The organism is Actinocrispum sp. NPDC049592 (assembly GCF_040675465.1).
Classification (GTDB): domain Bacteria; phylum Actinomycetota; class Actinomycetes; order Mycobacteriales; family Pseudonocardiaceae; genus Kibdelosporangium.
This window is the reverse complement of the sequence record NZ_JBFAPA010000039.1, coordinates 1-18,278: the sequence shown is the minus strand read 5'-3', so window position 1 is coordinate 18,278 and position 18,278 is coordinate 1. Positions and strand designations below refer to the sequence as shown.

The window sequence follows — 18,278 nt, the reverse complement described above, 5'->3', positions numbered from 1 at the left end:
TGATGACAGTGCTCACCGGCCAGCGGCTCGGCAACCAGCCTCACCCCCACCAACCACAATCGGTGGGAGGCCACGCCGATCAATCCCCATTAGGTAGCGATCCAGGCGAGGAGGCGCTCTCCCAGTTCGATCAGCCGACGCCGCAGCGGCGCAGCCCGCACAGCGAACGAGGCCTGCTGACGCGCGTACTCGGCCCGCCCGGGAGCGGTCTCGATCCGAACGGGCGAGTACCCGAACGCACTGAGGTCATACGGCGATGCCCGCATGTCCAGCGCCCGGATGTCCGACGCCAGCTCGAAGCAGTCCGCCAGTAGCTCGGAAGGTGTGAACGGCGCCAGCTTGTAAGCCCACTTGAACAGGTCCATGTTGGCGTGCAGGCACCCGGGCTGCTCCAAGTCGACCTGAGCCTCCCGGGTGGGCTGCAGGGTATTCAACGGACGCGCCGGTGCGGTGAAGAACCGGAACGCGTCGAAGTGCCCGCACTTGATCGGCAGCGACTCCACCACGCGGTCGGTGCCCTCCGCACCCAGGCGCAGTGGTTGGTCGTGCCGGATGGACCCCGCGCGGTAGACCATCGCCCACTCGTGCAACCCGAAACACCCGAGCCGGGGCGCCCGGGTCTCGGTGGCCCGCAGCAAACCCACGACGAACGAAACCGAGGCCCGCCGGGTCTCGGTCAGAGCCGCGCGGTCGAGGGTCACGCCGGAAGGCACCGGCACGTACCCCGACCAGTCGAGGTACTCCGAGGCGGACTCCCCGGCCAGCACCACATCGGGTCCGGGATGCCATCGGGTCAGCCGGGCCGGCCGGTACGAGTAGTACGTGAAAAGGAAGTCCAGCACGGGGTGCTTGATCCCCTGGGCCTTGCGCTGCTGGTGCGGCTCGACCCACCGTGCCATCCGGGTGGCATGCGCGTCCCTGCGGGCATGCCACTCCCGCTCGGACAGCACGGTGGTCATAGCGGTCATTATTCGCCGATGTGCGTGCTGTCCCGCACGGTGCCCACGTACTCCTCGACGAGGTCCTCCAGCGCGACCACGCCGAGGACGGTCCCGTCCGAGTGAACCGCCTTGGCCAGGTGGGACTGCACCCGGCGCAACGCGGCGAGCGCCTCGTCCAGCCGGACGTCCGCGGGGATCTGCGGCAGGCCCCGCACCCGGGCCCACGGCAGCGGGGTGTCCGCGTCCGCGCCTGCCATGTCGAGCACGTCCTTGACGTGCACATACCCGTTCAACCGGCCGTCGGACAACCGCACCGGGAACCGGGAGAACCCGGTCGACACGACGGCCGCCTCGATGTCGCCGATCTTGGGCGGGTAGGGCACGGTCGTGAGGGAGTCGATCGGCACCAGGACGTCGGCTACGGTCCGTCCCGCCGAGGACAACGTCTGGGTGAGGCGGCGGTGCTCGGAGTCGTCCAGCAGGCCCTCGCGCCGGGAGTCGGCGATCAGGCTGGCCAGTTCCTCCGAGGTGTACGCCGACTCCAGCTCGTTCTTCGGTTCGACGTGCAGCAGCCGCAGGATGCCGTTGGCCATCAGGTTCAGCAGCGAGATCACCGGGCGGGTCAGCCGCACCCAGCCGACCAGCAACGGCGTCAGCCAGACCGCGGTCCGCTCGGGCGCGGCGATCGCGATGTTCTTGGTGACCATCTCGCCGAGCAGCACGTGCAGCACGGACACGATCAGCAGCGCGATCGCGAACGCGATCCCGTGCACCACCGCGTCCGGCACGCCCAGCGGTTCGAGCACCTGCTCCAGGTAGTGCGCCACGGTCGGTTCACCCAGGGCACCGAGGGCGATCGTGCACAGCGTGATGCCGAACTGGGCGCCGGCCATCATGATCGACGTCTTCTCGGCCGCGCGGATCACCATCCGGGCGCGGTCCACGCCGCGCTCGGCCATCGCCTCCAGCCGGTCGCGCCGCGCGCTGACCAGGGCGAACTCCGCGCCGACGAAGAACGCGTTGAGGCACAGCAACAGGATCGAGACGAGGATCGCCGGGACGCCGCTCATCGCGCCACCGCCGGGGCCTCGTCGGTCTTGGCCACGCGCAGCTCCGCGACGCGGTGGCGGTCCATCCGCATCACCGTGATCCGCCAGCCGCCGACGAACACCTCGTCGTTGACCTCGGGGATCCGGCCCAGCCGCGACAACACCAGGCCCGCGAGCGTTTCGTACTCGCCCTGCGGCATCCGGAACCCGGTCGCCTCGGCCAGTTCGTCGTCGCGCAGCAGCCCGGAGACCATCCAGCTGTCCTTGCCGAGCGGGCGGACCGGGCTGACCTCGCCGCGGTCGTGCTCGTCGCGCACGTCGCCGACGATCTCCTCGACCAGGTCCTCCAACGTCACGATGCCCGCGGTGCCGCCATATTCGTCGACCACCAGCGCCACCTGCAGGCCGGACGAACGCAGCCGGTCCAGCAGGGTGTCGCCGTCGAGGCTCTCCGGCACCGTCAGCACCGGGCTGGCCAGCGACGACATCGGCGTGGTCGACCGTTGCGCGTGCGGCACGCCGAAGACCTGTTTGACGTGCACGATGCCCTGCACGTCGTCGAGATCGCCGCCGTAGACCGGGAACCGCGAGAACCCGGTGCTGCGGGCCAATTCGATGAGCTCGGGCACGGTAGCGTCCGCCTTCAACGCCTCGACCTGCACGCGGGGCGTCATCAGCTCCTCAGCCGTGCGGTCGCCGAACCGCAGCGACCGGTCCAGCAGCCGGGCGGTGCCCAGGTCGAGCGTGCCGTGCGCGGCGCTGGTCCGGACCAGCGAGCCCAGCTCCTGCGGCGAACGCGCGGAGGCCAGCTCGTCGGCCGGTTCCACGCCGAGCCGGCGGACCAGCCAGTTGGCCCCGGCGTTGAGGCCGTTGATCAGCCAGCGCAACGCCTTGGAGAAGCCCGACTGGAACCCGGCGACGTGCCGCGCGGTCTCCAGCGGTCTGGAGATCGCGATGTTCTTGGGCACCAGCTCGCCGAACAGCATCGAGATGAAGTTGGCCAGCAGCAACGCGATCGCCACGGCGAAGCCGTGCGCGGCGCCCGCGGGCAGGCCGATCCAGCCCATCAGCGGCGAGAGCCACTCCGCGATCAGCGGTTCGGCCAGGTAACCGGTGGTCAGGGTGGTGATGGTGATGCCGACCTGTGCGCCGGACAGCTGGAACGACAGCGTCCGGTGCGCCTTCTGCACAGCCTGCGCCCGGCGGTCGGGCTGCCGGCGGACGTGGCTGTCCACTTGGCTGCGGTCCAGGGCGGTCAGGGAGAACTCGGCGGCCACGAAGACCGCTGTGCCGAACGTCAGCAGGATGACGGCAGCGACGCCGAGGACATCGACTAATACTCCGGTCACCGGGCCCCTCCGGTTTCCGGGCGACTATGGCAGCCGGGACTTTCACCCGGCTGGCTACTGCCACCGGGCGACGGTGCGCCGCTCACGAACCAGCTCACTCCTCAACGATCAAAGGTCCACAATCGACCGCTTCCAGTGTAGGGGAGGACGCCGTTCGGGCGCTGGTCATTCCCTACGGACGGGGGATACCCCCAGTGTCGCGGCGCGTTGCGCCGACCGGCCGGAGCAAAGTTCGCCGGGCGGCGGGCGGGTCCTCCGCTGATCGTCCCAACCGATGAACCCGTGACCAGGTCATAACGATCCGGTGTCGGTTTGCAATGGTCATGACACGCTGAGTGACCAAGCTTGACCCTTCCGTGGGTGCTGTTAGCGTTAATTCCGACTGACTAGTAGGTAGCGACTACAGACAGACACAGAGGGCGGAGATCGATGGCTCGACACCGCGCGCTGGCCGAGGTACAGCGCGGCGTCGCGAAGTGGCTGCTGGCGGTCCTGGGCGTGATCATCCTGCTGGTGCTGGGCTGGCTCGGGGTCGGCTGGCTCAACGCCGCCATGGACCGGAGAGCCGCCGGGTCGCAGGTCTGTCCCGAGGGCGACTCCGTGCTGCGGGTCGCCGTCGCCCCGAGCGCCGCCGTCGCCGTCCTGGACGCGGCGAAGCGGTGGAACGACCAGAACACGGTCGTCTACGACCACTGCGTGCGCATCGACGTCGCCGGGCAGGTGACCAGCCAGGTGTTCGCCGGCCTGTCCGGCGAGTGGAACGCGGCCGTGATGGGCCCGCGCCCACAGGCCTGGCTGCCCGAGTCGTCCTACTGGGTCAACCGGTTGTCCGCGGCCAACAACACGCTCGTGGCCTCGGCGCCGGAGTCGGTCGCGACCAGCCCGGTCGTGCTGGCCGTGCCCGAGGAGGCGGTCAAGCCGCTGAGCTCGGGCAACTCGTTCACCTGGGGCGACGTGGCCGCGTTGACCACCGCGCCGGACGGCTGGGCCCGCTACGGCAAGCCGGAGTGGGGCAAGTTCACCATCGGCATGCCCGACCCGAACAACAACGCGGCCAGCGTGCTCGCCCTGCAGTGCGCCATCGCCGGAGCGAGCCCGCAACGCGCCGGACCGGTCACTGTGGACACTCTGACGCTGCCTGCGGTGCAGCAGAACCTCGTCCAGCTCGCCGCCGCACGCCCGCAGAACGTGCCCAACTCGACCACGGATGCATTGGTAACACTGGGGAACTTCGGCAAGGTGCAGGGCGCGCCCTACAGCGCGGTGCCGGTCACCGAGGTCGACCTGTACATGCGCAACCTGGCCCTGGACGGCAAGACCCAGACCCGCAAACCGTTGTACGAGATGGCCGCCCGCGGCCCCAGCCCGGCCGCCGACTTCCCGTTCGTCGGGTTGTCCGGCCAGGGCGTGGATCCCACGCAGCTGCGGGCCGCGCAGAAGTTCCGCGAGTTCCTCAAGGAACCCGCGCAGCAGAAGTCGTTCAACCGCACCGGGTTGCGGGCCGCGGGCGGCGCGGACTACCCGCACGACGCGCCCGGGATCACCTGGGACAGCGCGACGACCAGCCTCGTGCCCGCGGACGCCAACACCACCCAGCAGATCTCCGCCACCTGGAGCAACACCGCGGACGGCGGCCAGGTGGTGACCGTGCTGGTGGATGTGTCCCGCTCGATGACGACCGACGGCGGGGACGGGAAGTCCAGAATGGACTGGGTCAGGCAGGCCCTGCACGGCCTGACCGACCGGATGGCCACCGGGTCGCTCGGCCTCTGGGAGTTCTCCAGGAAACTCGACGGCGACAAGGCCTACAAGCAGCTCGCGCCAACGAGTCCCGCGGTCAGCCAGCGTCCGGCCCTGCACGCGGCCGTCGACGCCCTGACCCCCGCGAGCGCGACGCACCTCTACACGAGCCTGGAAGCCGTGTACCAGTACGCATCGGGCAACTACGCTGACGGCAAACGCAACCGGATCATCGTGATCACCGACGGCCCGAACGACGGCGGCCTGACCTACCAGCAGATCCGCACCCGGCTGCAGGACCTGGCCAAGGGCAAGGGGAAGCTCCCGGTCAGCTTCATCGCGGTGGGCCCGGACCCGAACCAGCAAGAACTTTCCGACCTCGCCAAGGCGACGGGCGGCACGTCTTCCGTGCTCACCAACGCGAAAGGCGTCGACGCCGCCCTCGGCCAGATCCTCTCGGCCGACAGTTAGTCAAACGATACCGCGGTAGCCGGGGAGCTTCGCGACAATTCCGGCACCGCTGGACTGCCGGCGCAGCCGGCGTTTCATCCACGGCACCAGGAACTGGCGGGCCCAGCGCAGCTGGTCGGCGATCCGGGGGTCGTCCGGGATCTCCGCCACGATCTCGGTCACCGCCAGCCGGCGCGGCGGATTGCCGTCCAGTAAACCGATGCACGCCTCCGCGGCGGCGCGATGCCCATCAGGGCCCGGATGCAGGCGGTCCTCGCTCCAGCCGCCGATGCCCGGCGGCATCATCACCGCGAGGTCAAGGCACAGCGCGTCGTGCGTGGCGGCAATCTTGCGGGTGAAGGCGTTCCACAGGTTCAGCCGCTTGACCAGCTGACGCCGCAACGGAGTCGGTAACGGCGTGCCCTGGCCGGGGGTCGGCAGCGTGGCCGTGACAACGGTCGCGCCGGTCGCCGCGAGGCCGCCGATCAGCTTGTCCAGATCCGCTGTGCACTGCCGGAAATCGATGCGCGGCCGGATCAGGTCGTTCATCCCGGTGACCGCGCTCACCAGATCGGGTTGCAGCGCTATCGCGGGCGTCAACTGGGTTTCCAGAATCTGGCGGGTGGTAAGCCCACGCACAGCGAGATTCGCGTACGCCAGATCGCCACCCTGATCGACACGGCGGTCCGCCAGCAAGGCAGCGAACCGGTCGGCCCAGCCGACGAACACCCCATCGGGGCCCGGATCGCCGACGCCCTCGGTGAAACTGTCCCCCACCGCCACATACCGATACTGGTTCACTCGTTCAGCCTAGCCAATTCACCGGGTCGAGTGTTTTTGCCTTGATCACACGAGAAACCGGCGGTCAACGCTGACCGCCGGTCTCGTTTCCCCTGTATTGATAGCGAAAAGGATGGACGCCGGTCCGGCCGGTCGGCACGGGGGCTGACGGCCGTACGGACCGGACCGGCACACGCCAGCCGGACGAGGTGTCGGGAGGGGTGCGGCATCAGCTATTTGGACAACAGGCGTCCAGCCGCGATACTCCGTCCGGTTGACGAGATCTGGTTGTTATCCGGAGTTGTTGGTTCCCCGGTCCCACAAGAGGGTCGAGACGTCCAGCTCGGGGACCTCGTCCCTGGCCCCCACCGCGAACGTGAACATCTGGGCGGCGTCCGGGCCGTTGGTCCACACCACTCGGTACCGGCGGATCTGACGGTCGTAGTAGATACGGACGAAGGTGCCGGACTTGCTGGTCAGCAGGCTGGCCAGGCGCCGGGCACTGCGAGCGCGCTTGCTCATGACAAGTCCTCTGCCGCGCGACGGCGTGGGATTGGTCGTCCCTTGGGTCGTCGTGTTCTGCACGGTAGCCGCCCTCCTGTGCTATCCCTGTGGTACGAGGACACCAATGACCGGGCATGCAAGGGAAGACCGAACGGGACTCACGGTCGGCTCACGCGTACTCACGGTCGGGTGGGTGGAGGCAGCATGGCGACCCAGGACGAGGCCGCGAACCAGGACGTGTTCGTGGGCGAACTGCGCCGCTGGCGGGAGGTGCGCGGGATGTCCCGCACGGCTGTCGCGGTGGCCATGGGCTACAGCCGTTCCTACGTCTCGAAGGTGGAGAGCGGGCACGAGCGCCCCTCCCGGGAGTTCGCCAAGGCCGCTGACGACGCGTTGAACGCCGGCGGGGCGCTGCGGCGTGCGTGGCGTGAGCACGAGGCTCTACGGCCCGCTATGGCCCGTCCGGCACCGCCTGCGGAGCGCTTGCCCGAACCGTCCACCGGCAGCCTGTTCGTCGAGCACGACGACGCCGAACTGCACTACGACGGCCGGGTCTACCGCGCGGTCATGCGGCGGCGCCTGGTGAACAACGGCGCCGACCCGATCACCCGCTACATGATCCGCATCTCGGTGGACCGGTTCCCCGGCGATCCGGACCTGTCCAACGCGCTCTACCGGGACCGGCCGCTGACCTGGGACGAGCTGGAGCTCAAGGCCTGGTACGGGATCGAGCGGACCGAGCCGATGCGCTGGGTGGCCCAGCACGACCGGGACGCGTTCAAGGAGGTGTGGCTGCAGTTCGCCAACGACAGCGGCCATTTCCCGTTGTACCCCGGGCAAAGCGTGTGGATCGAGTACGAGTACACCGTGCGCGACGACAAGTGGGGCAACTGGTTCCAGCGCGCGATCCGGCTGCCGACCAGGCTGGTGTCGATGCGCCTCGACTTTCCCGACCACCTGGATCCGGCGGTCTGGGGTCTGCACACGTCGATGACCGCGGAGTCGATGCCGTTCCGCACGGCCATCGACGAGCAGCGCTCGGGCACCCGCCGGATCTTCTCGTGGACCACCGAGGACCCGCCGATGCACGCGCGTTACCGGCTGGAGTGGCACTTCCGCCAGCGGCCGGCCGCGCTCACCGAGCCGGAGGCCGAGAAACCCAGCCAGGTCATGCGTTCGCTGGGTGTGGTGCAGTCCGACGACCCGATCCTGCACCGGCCCGCGCGGCCGTTTTCCCTTCCGGCGGAAGCGGAAGACGCCAAACGGGTGGTCGCGGAGCTGCACTCCGCCGCCAAACGGGTGGCACACGCGCATACGTTCGGTAAGGGAATGGGCTTGGCGGCCAACCAGATCGGCATCGACCGGTCGGCGGCGATCGTGTTCCCGCCCGGCACCGACGACGTGATCATGTTGCTCAACGCCCGGATCATCGAGAACGGCGAGCACCACGACGAACAGTACGAGGGTTGCCTGAGCTTCTTCGACGTGCGCGGCCTGGTCCCCCGGCCGCTGGTGATCCACGTCGAGCACCAGGACCTCAGCGGCGCGCGCAAGATCACCATCTTCGAGCGCGGGGTGGCGCGGCTGGTCGCGCACGAGATCGACCACCTGCACGGCAAGCTCTACACCGACCGGCTGCCGCCCGGCGCCGAGGCGATCCCGATCGAGCAGTACGGCGGCAGCGGGATCAACTGGCAGTACTGAGCGCGTGCTGCCGTTCCTGGTGCGCCTTGAGCACGGCGAGCGTGCCGACGAGCACCAGGGTGAGGCCGTTGGCGGCCATGACCGGAACGTCCGAGCCGAGCAGCCCGTAGACGAACCACGCGCCGATCCCGGCCGACATCATCAGCAGCCACAGCCAGGACAGGTCGCGCGCGCTGCGCGTCCGGATCGTCCGGATCACCTGCGGAAGGAAGCTGAGGGTGGTCAGCGCACCCGCGAACAGGCCCAGGACGGTCACGGCGAACCCCTCAGTTTGTGCAGTTGCTGTACAAAGGTACGATACGAGCATGGGCGGCGGAATACAAGCGCCGAGGGACTCGCTCGGCCAGGTCCTGCTCGCCCTGCACGAGGCCGGGGGCACCGCGAGCCGGGCGGAGCTGACCGACCGGCTGGGTGTGGGCCGCAGCGTGATGGGCTACCTGCTGGGCGAGCTGGACGACCTCGGCCTGATCACGATCGACCGCAATGGCGCGCGGACGGCCGGCGAGGGCGGGCGGCCCTCGCACCTGGTGACGGTCTCCCCCTCGGCGCCGACGGTGGTCGCCGCGCACATCGACGCGGACACGTTCTCCGTCGGCACGGTCGGTCTCGGTGGCCGGGTGTTGTCCCGGTCGGAGCATCCGTTGCGGAGTCCACATGCGACGGAGACCCTCGACGACCTCGCCTCGGTCGTGTCGTCGTATGTCCGCGATGGCGTACTCGGGGTTGGGCTGGCGGTCTCCTCCCCGGTGCGGACTTCGGACGGGTTCGCTCCGGCGGCGCTGCACATGGGGTGGCCCGGGGTTCCGTTGCGAGAGCTGATGCGGGAGCGGCTTGGCTCGGTTCCCTTGCAGGTGGCCAACAACGCGAACCTAGCAGCGCTGGCCGAGTACCGGCACGGTGCTGGCCGCGGCGCCACTCAACTGCTGTACCTGACCACCGCGCACGTCGGGCTCGGTGGGGCGACGATCAGCGAGGGCCGCCTGTTCACCGGTGCGCACGGGTACGCGATGGAGCCCGGGCACATCACCGTAGACCCGGCTGGCGCGCTATGTCGTTGTGGCTCAACGGGTTGCCTCGAGGTCGAGGCCGATCACCTGGCGCTGCTGCGGTTGCTCGGGCTCACTGACGTTTCGCTGCGGGATGTCGCCGCTCGCGTCGACGCTTTGCTGGCCGCGCCTTCGGTTTCCGTCCTGGAGGCGGTGCGGCAGGTGAACACGCGGCTGGCGATCGGGCTGGCGAGCCTGGCCAACATCGTCGACGCGGACCGGATCGTGCTCGGCGGCACGCTCGGCCGGCTCTACACGCTCGAACCCGGCGTCGTCCGGTCCACGCTCGCCGAACGAGCGTTCCTCACCGACCTCGCGCACACCCCGATCGTGCCCGGTGAGCTGGCCGACTCGGTGCTGCTGGGTGCCGCCGAGCTGGCGTTGCAGCCGTTGCTGGACGACCCACGCGGGGTGCTGAAAAACTGAAGGCGCTTCCGCCGCCGGCGTTTTAGGCTGTGCGGCAACGCGATGACGGAGCCGAGTAGCCGTGGACCGCGTGCGCAGAGAGAGCCGCCGGCAGCTGGGAAGGCGGTCGCACGTCCCGCGGTGAAGACACTCCCGAGTGCGGGGAGGAAATGCCCCGCCGGCCCGCCCCCGTCACAGGGCTTGTCGAGGCCGCCTCCGGGCGGTGAAAGTGCGGTGGCACCGCGAGTTCCCTTCTCGCCCGCACTCCCAAGGGGTCAGCACTCACTTCGCGAGGAGTTGTGATGATCTCCCGTGTCCTGGCTGCCGACCTGCCCTCCAGGGTCGGCCAGCACGTGAGCATCGCCGGCTGGGTGCACCGCCGGCGCGTGTTGAAGTCCGTCACCTTCCTGGTCGTGCGCGACCGTTCCGGCCTGGCTCAAGTGGTCACGACCGGTCCTGGCGTGCCCGAGGAGACCGTGATCTCGGTGTCCGGCCTGGTGGTGGCCAACCCTCAGGCGCCCGGCGGCGCCGAACTCACCTCGCCCGCGGTGTCCTTGTTGTCCGCCCCGTCGGCTCCGCCGCCCTTCGACCTGTACCGGCCTGGGTATTCCGCTACTCTGCCGACCATTTTGGACAACGCCTCAGTCGCGTTGCGGCATCCTTTGCTGCGCGGGCAGTTCGAGGTGACCGCTGCGAGCGCGGCCGGTTTCAGGTCCACATTGGACTCGCTGGAGTTCACAGAGATACATACACCGAAGATCGTCGGGTCGGCGACCGAGTCGGGTTCCTCGGTCTTCGGCGTCTCGTACTTCGGTCGCCGGGCTTTTCTGGCGCAGTCGCCGCAGTTGTTCAAACAGGCGCTGGTCGGGGTATTCGAGCGGGTGTACGAGGTGGGGCCGGTGTTCCGGGCCGAGCCGCACGACACCGGGCGGCATCTCGCCCAGTACACCAGCCTGGACGCCGAGCTCGGGTTCATCTCGTCCCATGTCGACGTGATGGCCGTGTTGCGCACGGTCGTCGCCGGGATGATCACCTCCGCCACGCCCGCTTTGGCCCGGCTTTCCGTTGCGCCGCCCACGGTTCCCGAGGAGATCCCATCGCTGCACTTCACCGCCGCTTTGGAGCTGCTCGGCGACTCGGGCGCGGTGGACCTCTCCCCCGCGCACGAACGGGCGTTGTCGGAGTGGGCGTTGCGGGAGCATGGCTCGGAGTTCCTGTTCGTCACGGGCTATCCGATGGCGAAGCGGCCGTTCTACACCCACCCGGACCCCACCCGGCCCGGGTACTCCAACGGTTTCGACTTGTTGTTCCGCGGCGTGGAGCTGGTGACCGGCGGGCAACGCCTGCACAACCACGCGGACTACCTCGCAGCCCTGGCCGCCCGCGGCGAGGACCCGGAGCCGTATGCGTCCTATTTGGACACTTTCCGGTACGGCATGCCGCCGCACGGCGGGTTCGCGATGGGCCTGGAACGCTGGACGGCCGGGTTGCTCGGGGTGAGCAACATCCGGCAGGTCACATTGTTCCCCCGGGACCTCCACAGATTGAATCCGTAATTCCCATTGACGCGGTCGCCACTCATGGGCAAACTAGAGCCACAAGATTTCACGGCTAAGGAGAAGGTCATGGCACGCACCGCTCAGTCGCAGCAGTCATCTGCTGTGCTGTGGTCGTCCTCGCAGCTTCTCCTGCTATGGCTGCAATCGCAGCTGACCTGCGGCTCTCCGCCATGACGTGACCAGCGTCGTGCGCCAGGGAGCCGCCCACCGGGAAACCGGACCGGGCGGTTCTTTTTATGTGCACGGCTTTGTTCGCGCTGCGATTTTCTCTTTTCAGGCCGGTGAGCTTTGGAAGCGGAACGGATTCCAAACCCGTTACCCGAGGGTTCGATTCCTTCCACCGGTGCGGGAGTGAATGAACAGACGAGCGGTTCTAGCCCAACGGTAGAGGCAACTGGTTGAGGGCCAGTCCAGTCGGGGTTCGACTCCCCGGAACCGTACGCGGGACAGCAAGACAAGCCCCTGTAGCCCAACGGCAGAGGCAACGCGCTCAGAACGCGTCCAGTCCAGGTTCAAATCCTGGTAGGGGCACCACTCCCGGTTGGTGTAACCGGCAGCACACCGGACTTTGAATCCGGCAGCCCAGGTTCGACCCCTGGCCCGGGAGCAACACCACACCAACACCACACCCATGCCCGTTGGTCCAGCCGGCACGGACGCCGGGCCCTGACCCCGGAGACCGAGGTTCAACCCCTCGACGGGCAGCATGGAGGATTGGCCGAGTGGGAAGGCATCCGTCTCGAAAACGGTGGTCGGTGCAAGCCGCGCAGGTTCGATCCCTGCATCCTCCGCCCTCCGGAGACGTGTGTCCGGGGATAGCGCGGCCCACGTCGTCCGATCCATGTTGGGGCACGCCCCCCAAACTCCCGAATGCCGGGCTTCGCCCGGCGTAGGTCGCGCTCTAGGCAGGGGTTGGGTGTCTGGGGGGTTGGCGGGGTGAGCGGCCCTGGCCGGGTAGGCAGGGCCGCTTCTTTTGTTCTGGTCAGAGACCGCCGCGGGTCCAAGGGGACCAGTTGCCGTTGCCGCGGCTGGTGTGCCACCAGTTGCCGTCGGTGCCGACGCAGGCGATGGTGATGTTCCAGCCGCTGGATCGTGCCGGAAGACCATAGCTCGGGTTGCAGGCGCCCTTCATGTCCTGCCAGCCGCTCACGCTTGATGCCGTGGACCAGCGGCTGTACATGTGCCAGTTGGTTCCGATCACGAAGACCTGCGGGTAGTGGTCGGGTTTGACCCAGACCACCGCGTCGATGCCGGTGCCCTTGCAGAAGAACGTGCCGCCCCAGTTGTGGAAGTGGCACCAGCCATCGCTCGCCTGCTCGATGTTGCCCGGTTGTTTGCTGACGGCCGCTACCGTGTCATCTGGGACAGAGGTGGCAGCGGAGGCTGGGGAGGCGACGGCGAACGCTGTGAGGAGACCGGCCGCGAGGGCCGCGATTTTCATCTTCATGGCAGGGATCGTCGCAACGCGACATTGCCATCGGGCTTGCCAAAGTCCTTGCCACGTCAGGCTGGGAGCTGGGCGAGGCGGGACTGGAGAGTGGTGACCTTGGCGGTGGCGCCGAATTCGGTGCAGAGGTCGAGGGCTTGGGTCCAGGCGGCGCGGGCGGCGTCGGGTTCGTCGCGGGCAAGGCGGACGTCGCCGAGCAGCTCGAGGTCCTCGATGGTCATGAACCGGTGCCGGCCGCGGACGTGCAGTGCGATGGCCTGGTCGAGGCGCGTCACGGCGTTGTCGAGGTTGCCCATTCGCAGGTCGATGTCGGCGAGGCGGACGAAGACGTAGCCCTCGCCGACCGAGTCCGAAATGGACCTGTGTAGCTCCAGTGCCTCGTTCAGCAACTCGACTGCTTGGGCGTACTCTCCTTGCAGGGCATGGCATTTCGCCAAGCCCTCCATGCAGTACGCGATACCTTGGACATGCCCGATCTCGCGGTATTGGGTGATCGCGAGCCGGAAGTACCGCATCGCCGCGGGGTTGTCCTGTGGGAGGTTCGGCAGGCCCTCGCCCAGTGTCTCAGCGATGCCGCGTGAGACGAACGCGCTTTCCCCTGGTAGCCCCAGTTCGTCGATGAGGGCCTGTGTCTCGTGCAGTAGTTTCAACGCTGTCTGGCCGTCGCCGAACATGAAATAAGCCCCGGCAAGGCTTCGGCGCGCCCGCACCCGGCCCAGTCCGTCGCCTGCCTCGTCCGCGGCGGTGACCGCGGCCTGCGAGGCGGCCGCCCAGTCCCGCAGCAGACCGTTGTGGTGCTGGAAGGTGTACAGCGTGACCGCGAGCTGCCAGGCGATCCGCGCGTGCCCCGACTCGATCGCCTGCCCGATCCCCATCAACAGCACGCGATACTCGATCGTCAGCCACCGGTACGCGGCCGCGACATCCCGGCATGGCTCTGGAATCACCCCGTGCGGCGCGGGTTCCAGTTCGGTCAGCTGGTGCGGCACGATCATCAGGTTCGCCGCGTGCGCGGAATGCAGGTAGTGCGCCAGCATCCGGTGCACGGCCTCGGCCCGCTCGGAAGGCGAGTCCAGTTCCTGGGACAGCTCCATCCCATACGCCCGAACAAGGTCGTGCAACAGGAACCGCCCCGGCACGTGCTCGGTGACCAGCCGCGTCCGGCTCAGCTCGGCGATCGTGGCCTGTGCCTCGCGCACCGACACGGCCAGCAGGCTCGCGCACGCGGGCGCCGCGGTGTCCGGACCCCAGTGGTAGGAAAGCAATCGGAACAGCCGCGCGGCCATCGGGCTCAACGCCTGATACGACCACGAGAACACCGCCCGCACTCCGCGCTCCGAGTCCAGGCTCAGAGCGTCCAAACCGGACATGAGCTCGGCCGCGATCTCACTGAGGGGAACATCAGGGTACGTCTCCGCCCGCGCCGCGACGATCGCCAAAGCCAACGGCAGCCCCTGACACACCGCGACCATCTGGTCGACGGCTTCGGGTTGTTCACGGCTGCGCAGTGCACCTAGGCGCAGCTCCAGGATCTCGCGGGCCTCGTCCACCGGCACCGGGTTGAGCGTGAACGGCCGCGCACCTTCAGTCGCGATCAACCCCACCAAACGGTCCCGGCTCGTCACGATCACCAGGCAGCTCGACTCCCCAGGCAGCAACGGCAGCACCTGATCGATGTCGCGGGCGTTGTCCAGCAGGACAAGCATGCGTTTGCCGGCCAGGTGACTACGGAACAACGCCGACTGCGCGGACAAATCGGGCGGGACGAGTTCACCAGGAACACCCAACGCCGTCAGGAAGCCCAGAAGAGCGGCGGTCGGCTCGACCGCGAGCCCGCTGGGGTCGAACCCGCGCAGGTTGACGTAAAGCTGCCCATCCGGATACCGCTCGACCAGGTCGTGCGCGAGATGCACGGCGATCGTGGTCTTCCCCGCCCCCGGCATACCGTCCACAGTGACGATGGGAACCGGCGTCCCCTCCCCCAGAACCGCATCGCGCATCCGGGTCAGTTCCGCCTGCCGACCGCCGAAGCTGGGCAGGTCCAGCGGCAGCTGCGCGGGGCGGACAACCGCCAAACCAGCCCGCGGTTCACCCACCTCATGGTCCTGCCGCAGCACTTGAGCGTGCGCGGACCGCAGGTCAGACCCGGGATCGATGCCCAGGTCCCCAGCCAGGCGCTCGGTGATGGCCTGGTACACGTTCAACGCCTCGGCCTGATGCCCCGAAGCGGCCAGCACGGCCATCAGCCGGGCGTGCAGACGCTCGTTCAACGGGTCCGACGGCACGATCCGGCGCAGAACCGGCAAAGCGTCCTGGCCACGGCCGCACCGCAACGCCACCTTGGCCATGTCGTTGGCGGCAGCGACCACCTCGTTGTCGACCGCGGTGAACACCGGTCCGGGCCCCAAACCGTCGGCGCACGGCCCGCGCCACAGCTCGAACGCCTTCCCGTACGTGGCGACCGCGTCGGCGTCGTCCTGGCCGGCGGCCTGTCGGACGCGTTCGCGGAACTCCAGCAGGTCGGCCGACGCGGCGGTGACCTTCAACCGGTATCCGGCGCCTTCCCGGATGAGCCAGCGGCCCGCGGCCCGCGCGGGCAGCGTCGGCTGGAGCAGGCGGCGGAGCTGTCCGACGTGCCGGTGGATGACGTTGACCGCGCTCGGCGGTGCGTCTTCGGCCCACAGCAGCTGGATCAGTTCGTCCATGCTGACCCAGTTTCCGGTCCTGGCCAGCATGATCGCCAGGATCAGCCGCTGCTGGCGGGGGCCGAGGTCCAGTTCCTCGCCGGATCGCCAGGCGCGCACCGGGCCGAGTACACCGAACCGCACTGCCGGGACCTGCTGCACACGACCTCCTCCCACCCAACCGCACTAAAAGATCACTGTTAGTCCACTCGCGCTACTCAGACTTGATACCAGGGCGAATTCCCTGCCGCACGGACAGGGGCCCGAGCCGAGGAGAACCATGAAGATCCGCACGCACTTCGCCCGCGCCGCGGCGATCACCGCCGCTGTGGCCCTGTTCGGGGCCGCGGGTGTCGCATCCTCGGCCGCCAACGCCGACAACCGCCACCCATCCGGGGCAAAACCCACCATCGTCCTGGTCCACGGCGCCTTCGCGGATGGTTCGAGCTGGAACGGCGTGATCGAGCGGCTGCGCCAACGCGGCTACAACGTCATCGCCCCAGCCAACCCCCGCCGCGGCGTAGCCTCCGACGCCGCCTACATCAAGGCGCTTGTGGACAGTGTCCAGGGCCCCGTTGTCCTGGTTGGACACTCCTACGGCGGCCAGGTCGCCACCAACGCCGCGGCGGGCGAGGAGGGCCACGTCAAGGCCCTCGTCTACGTGGCCGCGTTCATCCCCGAGGTCGGCGAGTCCGCAGTGGAGTTGTCGAACAAGTTCCCCGGCAGCACCCTCGGCCAGACCCTGCAGGAAGTCCCCCTCCCAGGCGGCGACACGGACCTCTACGTCAAACAGGACCTGTTCTGGAAGCAGTTCGCCGCGGACGTCCCCCAGTCCGAGGGCAGGTTGATGGCCGCCACCCAGCGCCCCATCGCCAAGTCCGCCCTCGCCGAGCCCTCCGCAGCCGCGGCGTGGAAGACCATCCCCTCCTGGAGCATCATCCCCACCGCCGACAAGAACATCCCCCCAGCCTCCGAACGTTTCATGTCAAAACGCGCCCACTCCAAAACGACCGAAGTCCCCGGCGCCTCCCACGCAGTCCTCGTCTCAGAACCCAAACTAGTCGCCAACACCATCATCGAAGCAGCCCAAACCACAACCCACTGACCACAAGCAACAACACCAACCCCCTGGCCCGGCAGCCTGACCGCCGGGCCACCCCCATGCAACAGCACCAGCGCCTAGGGATGGGGGTCCCTGGGTCAGGCGGCGGTGGGCAGGGGTGTTCGTGGTTGTGGTGGTCTTCGGGCGGAGTTGGTTCTGGGGGTTCGGCTGGGGTCGATGTACGCGGGCGGAATGAACTGCGGGGCGCGGTCGACCATCTGGATGGTCCAGTCACTGCGGTGAACCAACCGATGATGGTGGGGGCAGAGAAGAACGAGATTGTCCACTTTGGTCGGACCGTGGTTGCGCCAGTGGACGATGTGGTGCCCGTCGCAGGCACTGGCAGGAACGCCGCAGCTCGGGAAAGCGCAGCCACCATCCCTGAGGATCAAGGCGCGGCGGATGTGGGCGGGGACAGTGTAGGAACTGACCCCGATGTCCAAAGGCTCGGACTTGCTGCCCAGCACGGCAGGAAACACGTGGCTGTCGCAGGCGATCCGCCGAGCTTCCCTCGCGGTGAGGTAGGTGTCCGGGCCGACGAGGATGCGGTCATCCAACTCCTTGAGCAGATCTTCATAGGAGATGGTGATAGCGACCGGGGTGCGCAGACCGTTCTTCGTGGGCTTGGCCGGGCACTGGGCTGCCATCCGCAAGGTCTCCACGAACGCATCGGCCACGCGCTCGGCCTGGCACCGGTCATCCGTGCGGTCGGAGGGGCGCTGTTCACCTTTCTTGATCACCGGGTGTAGCAGGTGGGCATCCTCGGCGGGCAAGTGGCCGCGGAAGTCAAGGCCACCATCCCGGCGAGCGCGAATGTGCAACATCCGATCGGGCTGCTTGGGTTCCGGATCGGGCGGAGGCGGACCGTCGGGGTCCACGATGTTGCGCACCCTAGTGCCGAAGCGTGCCAACGCGTTCGGGTCGTCCTCGGCGGCCTGAGCGACCATCGTGGACTCAGCCAACGCGAGCTTCTCCGGCTCCAGATCCGGCAAGTCCTTGAGAGTCTTGCGGATGACATCCACAGCCTCGGACCCGATGCCTCCGGCGGCCAGAGCGGCGGAGGTTGCGGGCAGGGCGGGCTCGATGACGGAGCCAGTGGGGGTGATGCTCGGGAACAGCGCTTCGGCCTGCGCCAAGCGGAGTTTGGCTTCCTTGGGCGAGATCCGCAGCGCGTGCACCAGCAGCGCCGCCGGGTTGGAGTAGCCGAGTTCGGTGGCGAGACCTTGGTTGTTCAGAAAGGCCACGAGCTCGAGCTGTCCATGGTGGATCCGCCGGGCCTGAGTCTCGGACGCCTGCAGGGCAGCAACGATCTCTTCTTTTGTTTTACCCCAATAATTTCCACTGCCTTGCATAGCTCCATACTACCGGGCACAACCCACGATTTCAGCGCTGCGCAAGGCCATCACCGATGTGGGTGACCCATCAACGCGAAGCGCAACAGACCCCGCCTTCGTGCCCTGTCCCTCCGGTATGGCCTGGCGCTTGCGCAATCGCATCTGTCAAGTGGGGGCCACAAAC

Annotated in this window: 14 protein-coding genes and 5 tRNA genes; 10 read left to right on the top strand and 9 right to left on the bottom strand. The window is 68.2% G+C overall.

The genetic code is table 11. The features are described 5' to 3' along the window. Positions 1–89: 89 nt before the first annotated feature. Genes AB0J95_RS51005 through AB0J95_RS50995 form a run of 3 tightly spaced genes read right to left on the bottom strand, consistent with a single transcriptional unit; the run spans position 90 to position 3,339 of the window. Positions 90–968 (bottom strand): 3-methyladenine DNA glycosylase, encoded by an 879-nt coding sequence (locus AB0J95_RS51005; protein ID WP_364773999.1) that lies wholly within the window; start codon positions 966–968, stop codon positions 90–92. Beyond that, positions 968–2,011: a hemolysin family protein gene (locus AB0J95_RS51000; protein WP_364773997.1), complete on the bottom strand. Its 1,044-nt coding sequence runs from the start codon at positions 2,009–2,011 to the stop codon at positions 968–970. The genes AB0J95_RS51005 and AB0J95_RS51000 overlap by 1 nt, the downstream gene beginning before the upstream one ends. Further along, the gene (locus AB0J95_RS50995) at positions 2,008–3,339 is read right to left on the bottom strand and encodes a hemolysin family protein (RefSeq protein WP_364773996.1); all 1,332 of its coding nucleotides are present in this window, start codon (positions 3,337–3,339) and stop codon (positions 2,008–2,010) included. The genes AB0J95_RS51000 and AB0J95_RS50995 overlap by 4 nt, the downstream gene beginning before the upstream one ends. A 429-nt stretch (positions 3,340–3,768) precedes the next feature. Between AB0J95_RS50995 and AB0J95_RS50990 the strand changes: the two genes are divergently transcribed. Next, positions 3,769–5,550, top strand: coding sequence for a substrate-binding domain-containing protein (locus AB0J95_RS50990; protein ID WP_364773994.1), 1,782 nt, complete (start codon positions 3,769–3,771; stop codon positions 5,548–5,550). On the opposite strand, the gene AB0J95_RS50985 is transcribed toward AB0J95_RS50990, so the two are convergent. Next, positions 5,551–6,330, bottom strand: coding sequence for an SGNH/GDSL hydrolase family protein (locus AB0J95_RS50985; RefSeq protein WP_364773992.1), 780 nt, complete (start codon positions 6,328–6,330; stop codon positions 5,551–5,553). It abuts the gene before it with no gap. Between the two features lie 270 nt (positions 6,331–6,600). Further along, on the bottom strand, positions 6,601–6,831 hold the full coding sequence (locus AB0J95_RS50980) for a hypothetical protein (RefSeq protein WP_364773990.1): 231 nt from the start codon (positions 6,829–6,831) through the stop codon (positions 6,601–6,603). Positions 6,832–7,017: 186 nt separating this feature from the next. On the opposite strand from AB0J95_RS50980, the gene AB0J95_RS50975 reads away from it, so the two are divergent. Next, complete coding sequence (locus AB0J95_RS50975) at positions 7,018–8,517, top strand: peptide deformylase (RefSeq protein ID WP_364773989.1); 1,500 nt, start codon at positions 7,018–7,020, stop codon at positions 8,515–8,517. On the opposite strand, the gene AB0J95_RS50970 is transcribed toward AB0J95_RS50975, so the two are convergent. Beyond that, complete coding sequence (locus AB0J95_RS50970; protein WP_364773988.1) at positions 8,501–8,773, bottom strand: SemiSWEET transporter; 273 nt, start codon at positions 8,771–8,773, stop codon at positions 8,501–8,503. The two genes, AB0J95_RS50975 and AB0J95_RS50970, sit on opposite strands and share 17 nt — an antisense overlap. A 49-nt stretch (positions 8,774–8,822) precedes the next feature. Between AB0J95_RS50970 and AB0J95_RS50965 the strand changes: the two genes are divergently transcribed. The 7 genes from AB0J95_RS50965 to AB0J95_RS50935 all read left to right on the top strand — a co-directional run bounded on the left by AB0J95_RS50965 (position 8,823) and on the right by AB0J95_RS50935 (position 12,318). Beyond that, positions 8,823–9,989: an ROK family protein gene (locus tag AB0J95_RS50965; RefSeq protein WP_364773986.1), complete on the top strand. Its 1,167-nt coding sequence runs from the start codon at positions 8,823–8,825 to the stop codon at positions 9,987–9,989. A gap of 281 nt (positions 9,990–10,270) precedes the next feature. Beyond that, a complete protein-coding gene (gene aspS / locus AB0J95_RS50960; RefSeq protein ID WP_364773984.1) occupies positions 10,271–11,524 on the top strand; it encodes an aspartate--tRNA(Asn) ligase in 1,254 nt (417 codons plus the stop codon). A gap of 370 nt (positions 11,525–11,894) precedes the next feature. After that, positions 11,895–11,967: transfer RNA gene (locus AB0J95_RS50955), tRNA-Leu, on the top strand. Positions 11,968–11,985: 18 nt separating this feature from the next. Continuing rightward, positions 11,986–12,061 (top strand) — tRNA-Leu (locus tag AB0J95_RS50950). A gap of 1 nt (position 12,062) precedes the next feature. Next, positions 12,063–12,134: transfer RNA gene (locus AB0J95_RS50945), tRNA-Gln, on the top strand. A gap of 25 nt (positions 12,135–12,159) precedes the next feature. Beyond that, positions 12,160–12,232 (top strand) — tRNA-Gln (locus AB0J95_RS50940). Between the two features lie 3 nt (positions 12,233–12,235). Continuing rightward, a tRNA-Ser gene (locus AB0J95_RS50935) sits at positions 12,236–12,318 on the top strand. Positions 12,319–12,509: 191 nt separating this feature from the next. Here AB0J95_RS50935 and AB0J95_RS50930 read toward each other — a convergent pair. Together AB0J95_RS50930 and AB0J95_RS50925 are read right to left on the bottom strand one after the other, a co-directional pair. Further along, positions 12,510–12,974 carry a hypothetical protein gene (locus AB0J95_RS50930; RefSeq protein ID WP_364773982.1) on the bottom strand — a complete coding sequence of 155 codons (465 nt, stop codon included), beginning with the start codon at positions 12,972–12,974 and terminating at the stop codon, positions 12,510–12,512. A gap of 56 nt (positions 12,975–13,030) precedes the next feature. Further along, entirely contained in the window at positions 13,031–15,820 is a 2,790-nt protein-coding gene (locus AB0J95_RS50925; protein WP_364773980.1) for a BTAD domain-containing putative transcriptional regulator, read from the bottom strand. Between the two features lie 118 nt (positions 15,821–15,938). On the opposite strand from AB0J95_RS50925, the gene AB0J95_RS50920 reads away from it, so the two are divergent. Then, positions 15,939–16,763: an alpha/beta hydrolase gene (locus tag AB0J95_RS50920; RefSeq protein ID WP_364773979.1), complete on the top strand. Its 825-nt coding sequence runs from the start codon at positions 15,939–15,941 to the stop codon at positions 16,761–16,763. A gap of 95 nt (positions 16,764–16,858) precedes the next feature. Here AB0J95_RS50920 and AB0J95_RS50915 read toward each other — a convergent pair whose 3' ends face one another. Continuing rightward, on the bottom strand, positions 16,859–18,112 hold the full coding sequence (locus AB0J95_RS50915) for a DUF222 domain-containing protein (protein ID WP_364773977.1): 1,254 nt from the start codon (positions 18,110–18,112) through the stop codon (positions 16,859–16,861). Between the last annotated feature and the right edge of the window lie 166 nt (positions 18,113–18,278).

Bases quoted from the DNA above. Each gene is read 5' to 3' on its own strand.
- AB0J95_RS51005 (WP_364773999.1), bottom strand. From the start codon at position 968: ATGACCGCTATGACCACCGTGCTGTCCGAGCGGGAGTGGCATGCCCGC.
- AB0J95_RS51000 (WP_364773997.1), bottom strand. From the start codon at position 2,011: ATGAGCGGCGTCCCGGCGATCCTCGTCTCGATCCTGTTGCTGTGCCTC.
- AB0J95_RS50990 (WP_364773994.1), top strand. From the start codon at position 3,769: ATGGCTCGACACCGCGCGCTGGCCGAGGTACAGCGCGGCGTCGCGAAG.
- AB0J95_RS50980 (WP_364773990.1), bottom strand. From the start codon at position 6,831: ATGAGCAAGCGCGCTCGCAGTGCCCGGCGCCTGGCCAGCCTGCTGACC.
- AB0J95_RS50975 (WP_364773989.1), top strand. From the start codon at position 7,018: ATGGCGACCCAGGACGAGGCCGCGAACCAGGACGTGTTCGTGGGCGAA.
- AB0J95_RS50965 (WP_364773986.1), top strand. From the start codon at position 8,823: ATGGGCGGCGGAATACAAGCGCCGAGGGACTCGCTCGGCCAGGTCCTG.
- aspS (WP_364773984.1), top strand. From the start codon at position 10,271: ATGATCTCCCGTGTCCTGGCTGCCGACCTGCCCTCCAGGGTCGGCCAG.
- AB0J95_RS50930 (WP_364773982.1), bottom strand. From the start codon at position 12,974: ATGAAGATGAAAATCGCGGCCCTCGCGGCCGGTCTCCTCACAGCGTTC.
- AB0J95_RS50920 (WP_364773979.1), top strand. From the start codon at position 15,939: ATGAAGATCCGCACGCACTTCGCCCGCGCCGCGGCGATCACCGCCGCT.
- AB0J95_RS50915 (WP_364773977.1), bottom strand. From the start codon at position 18,112: ATGCAAGGCAGTGGAAATTATTGGGGTAAAACAAAAGAAGAGATCGTT.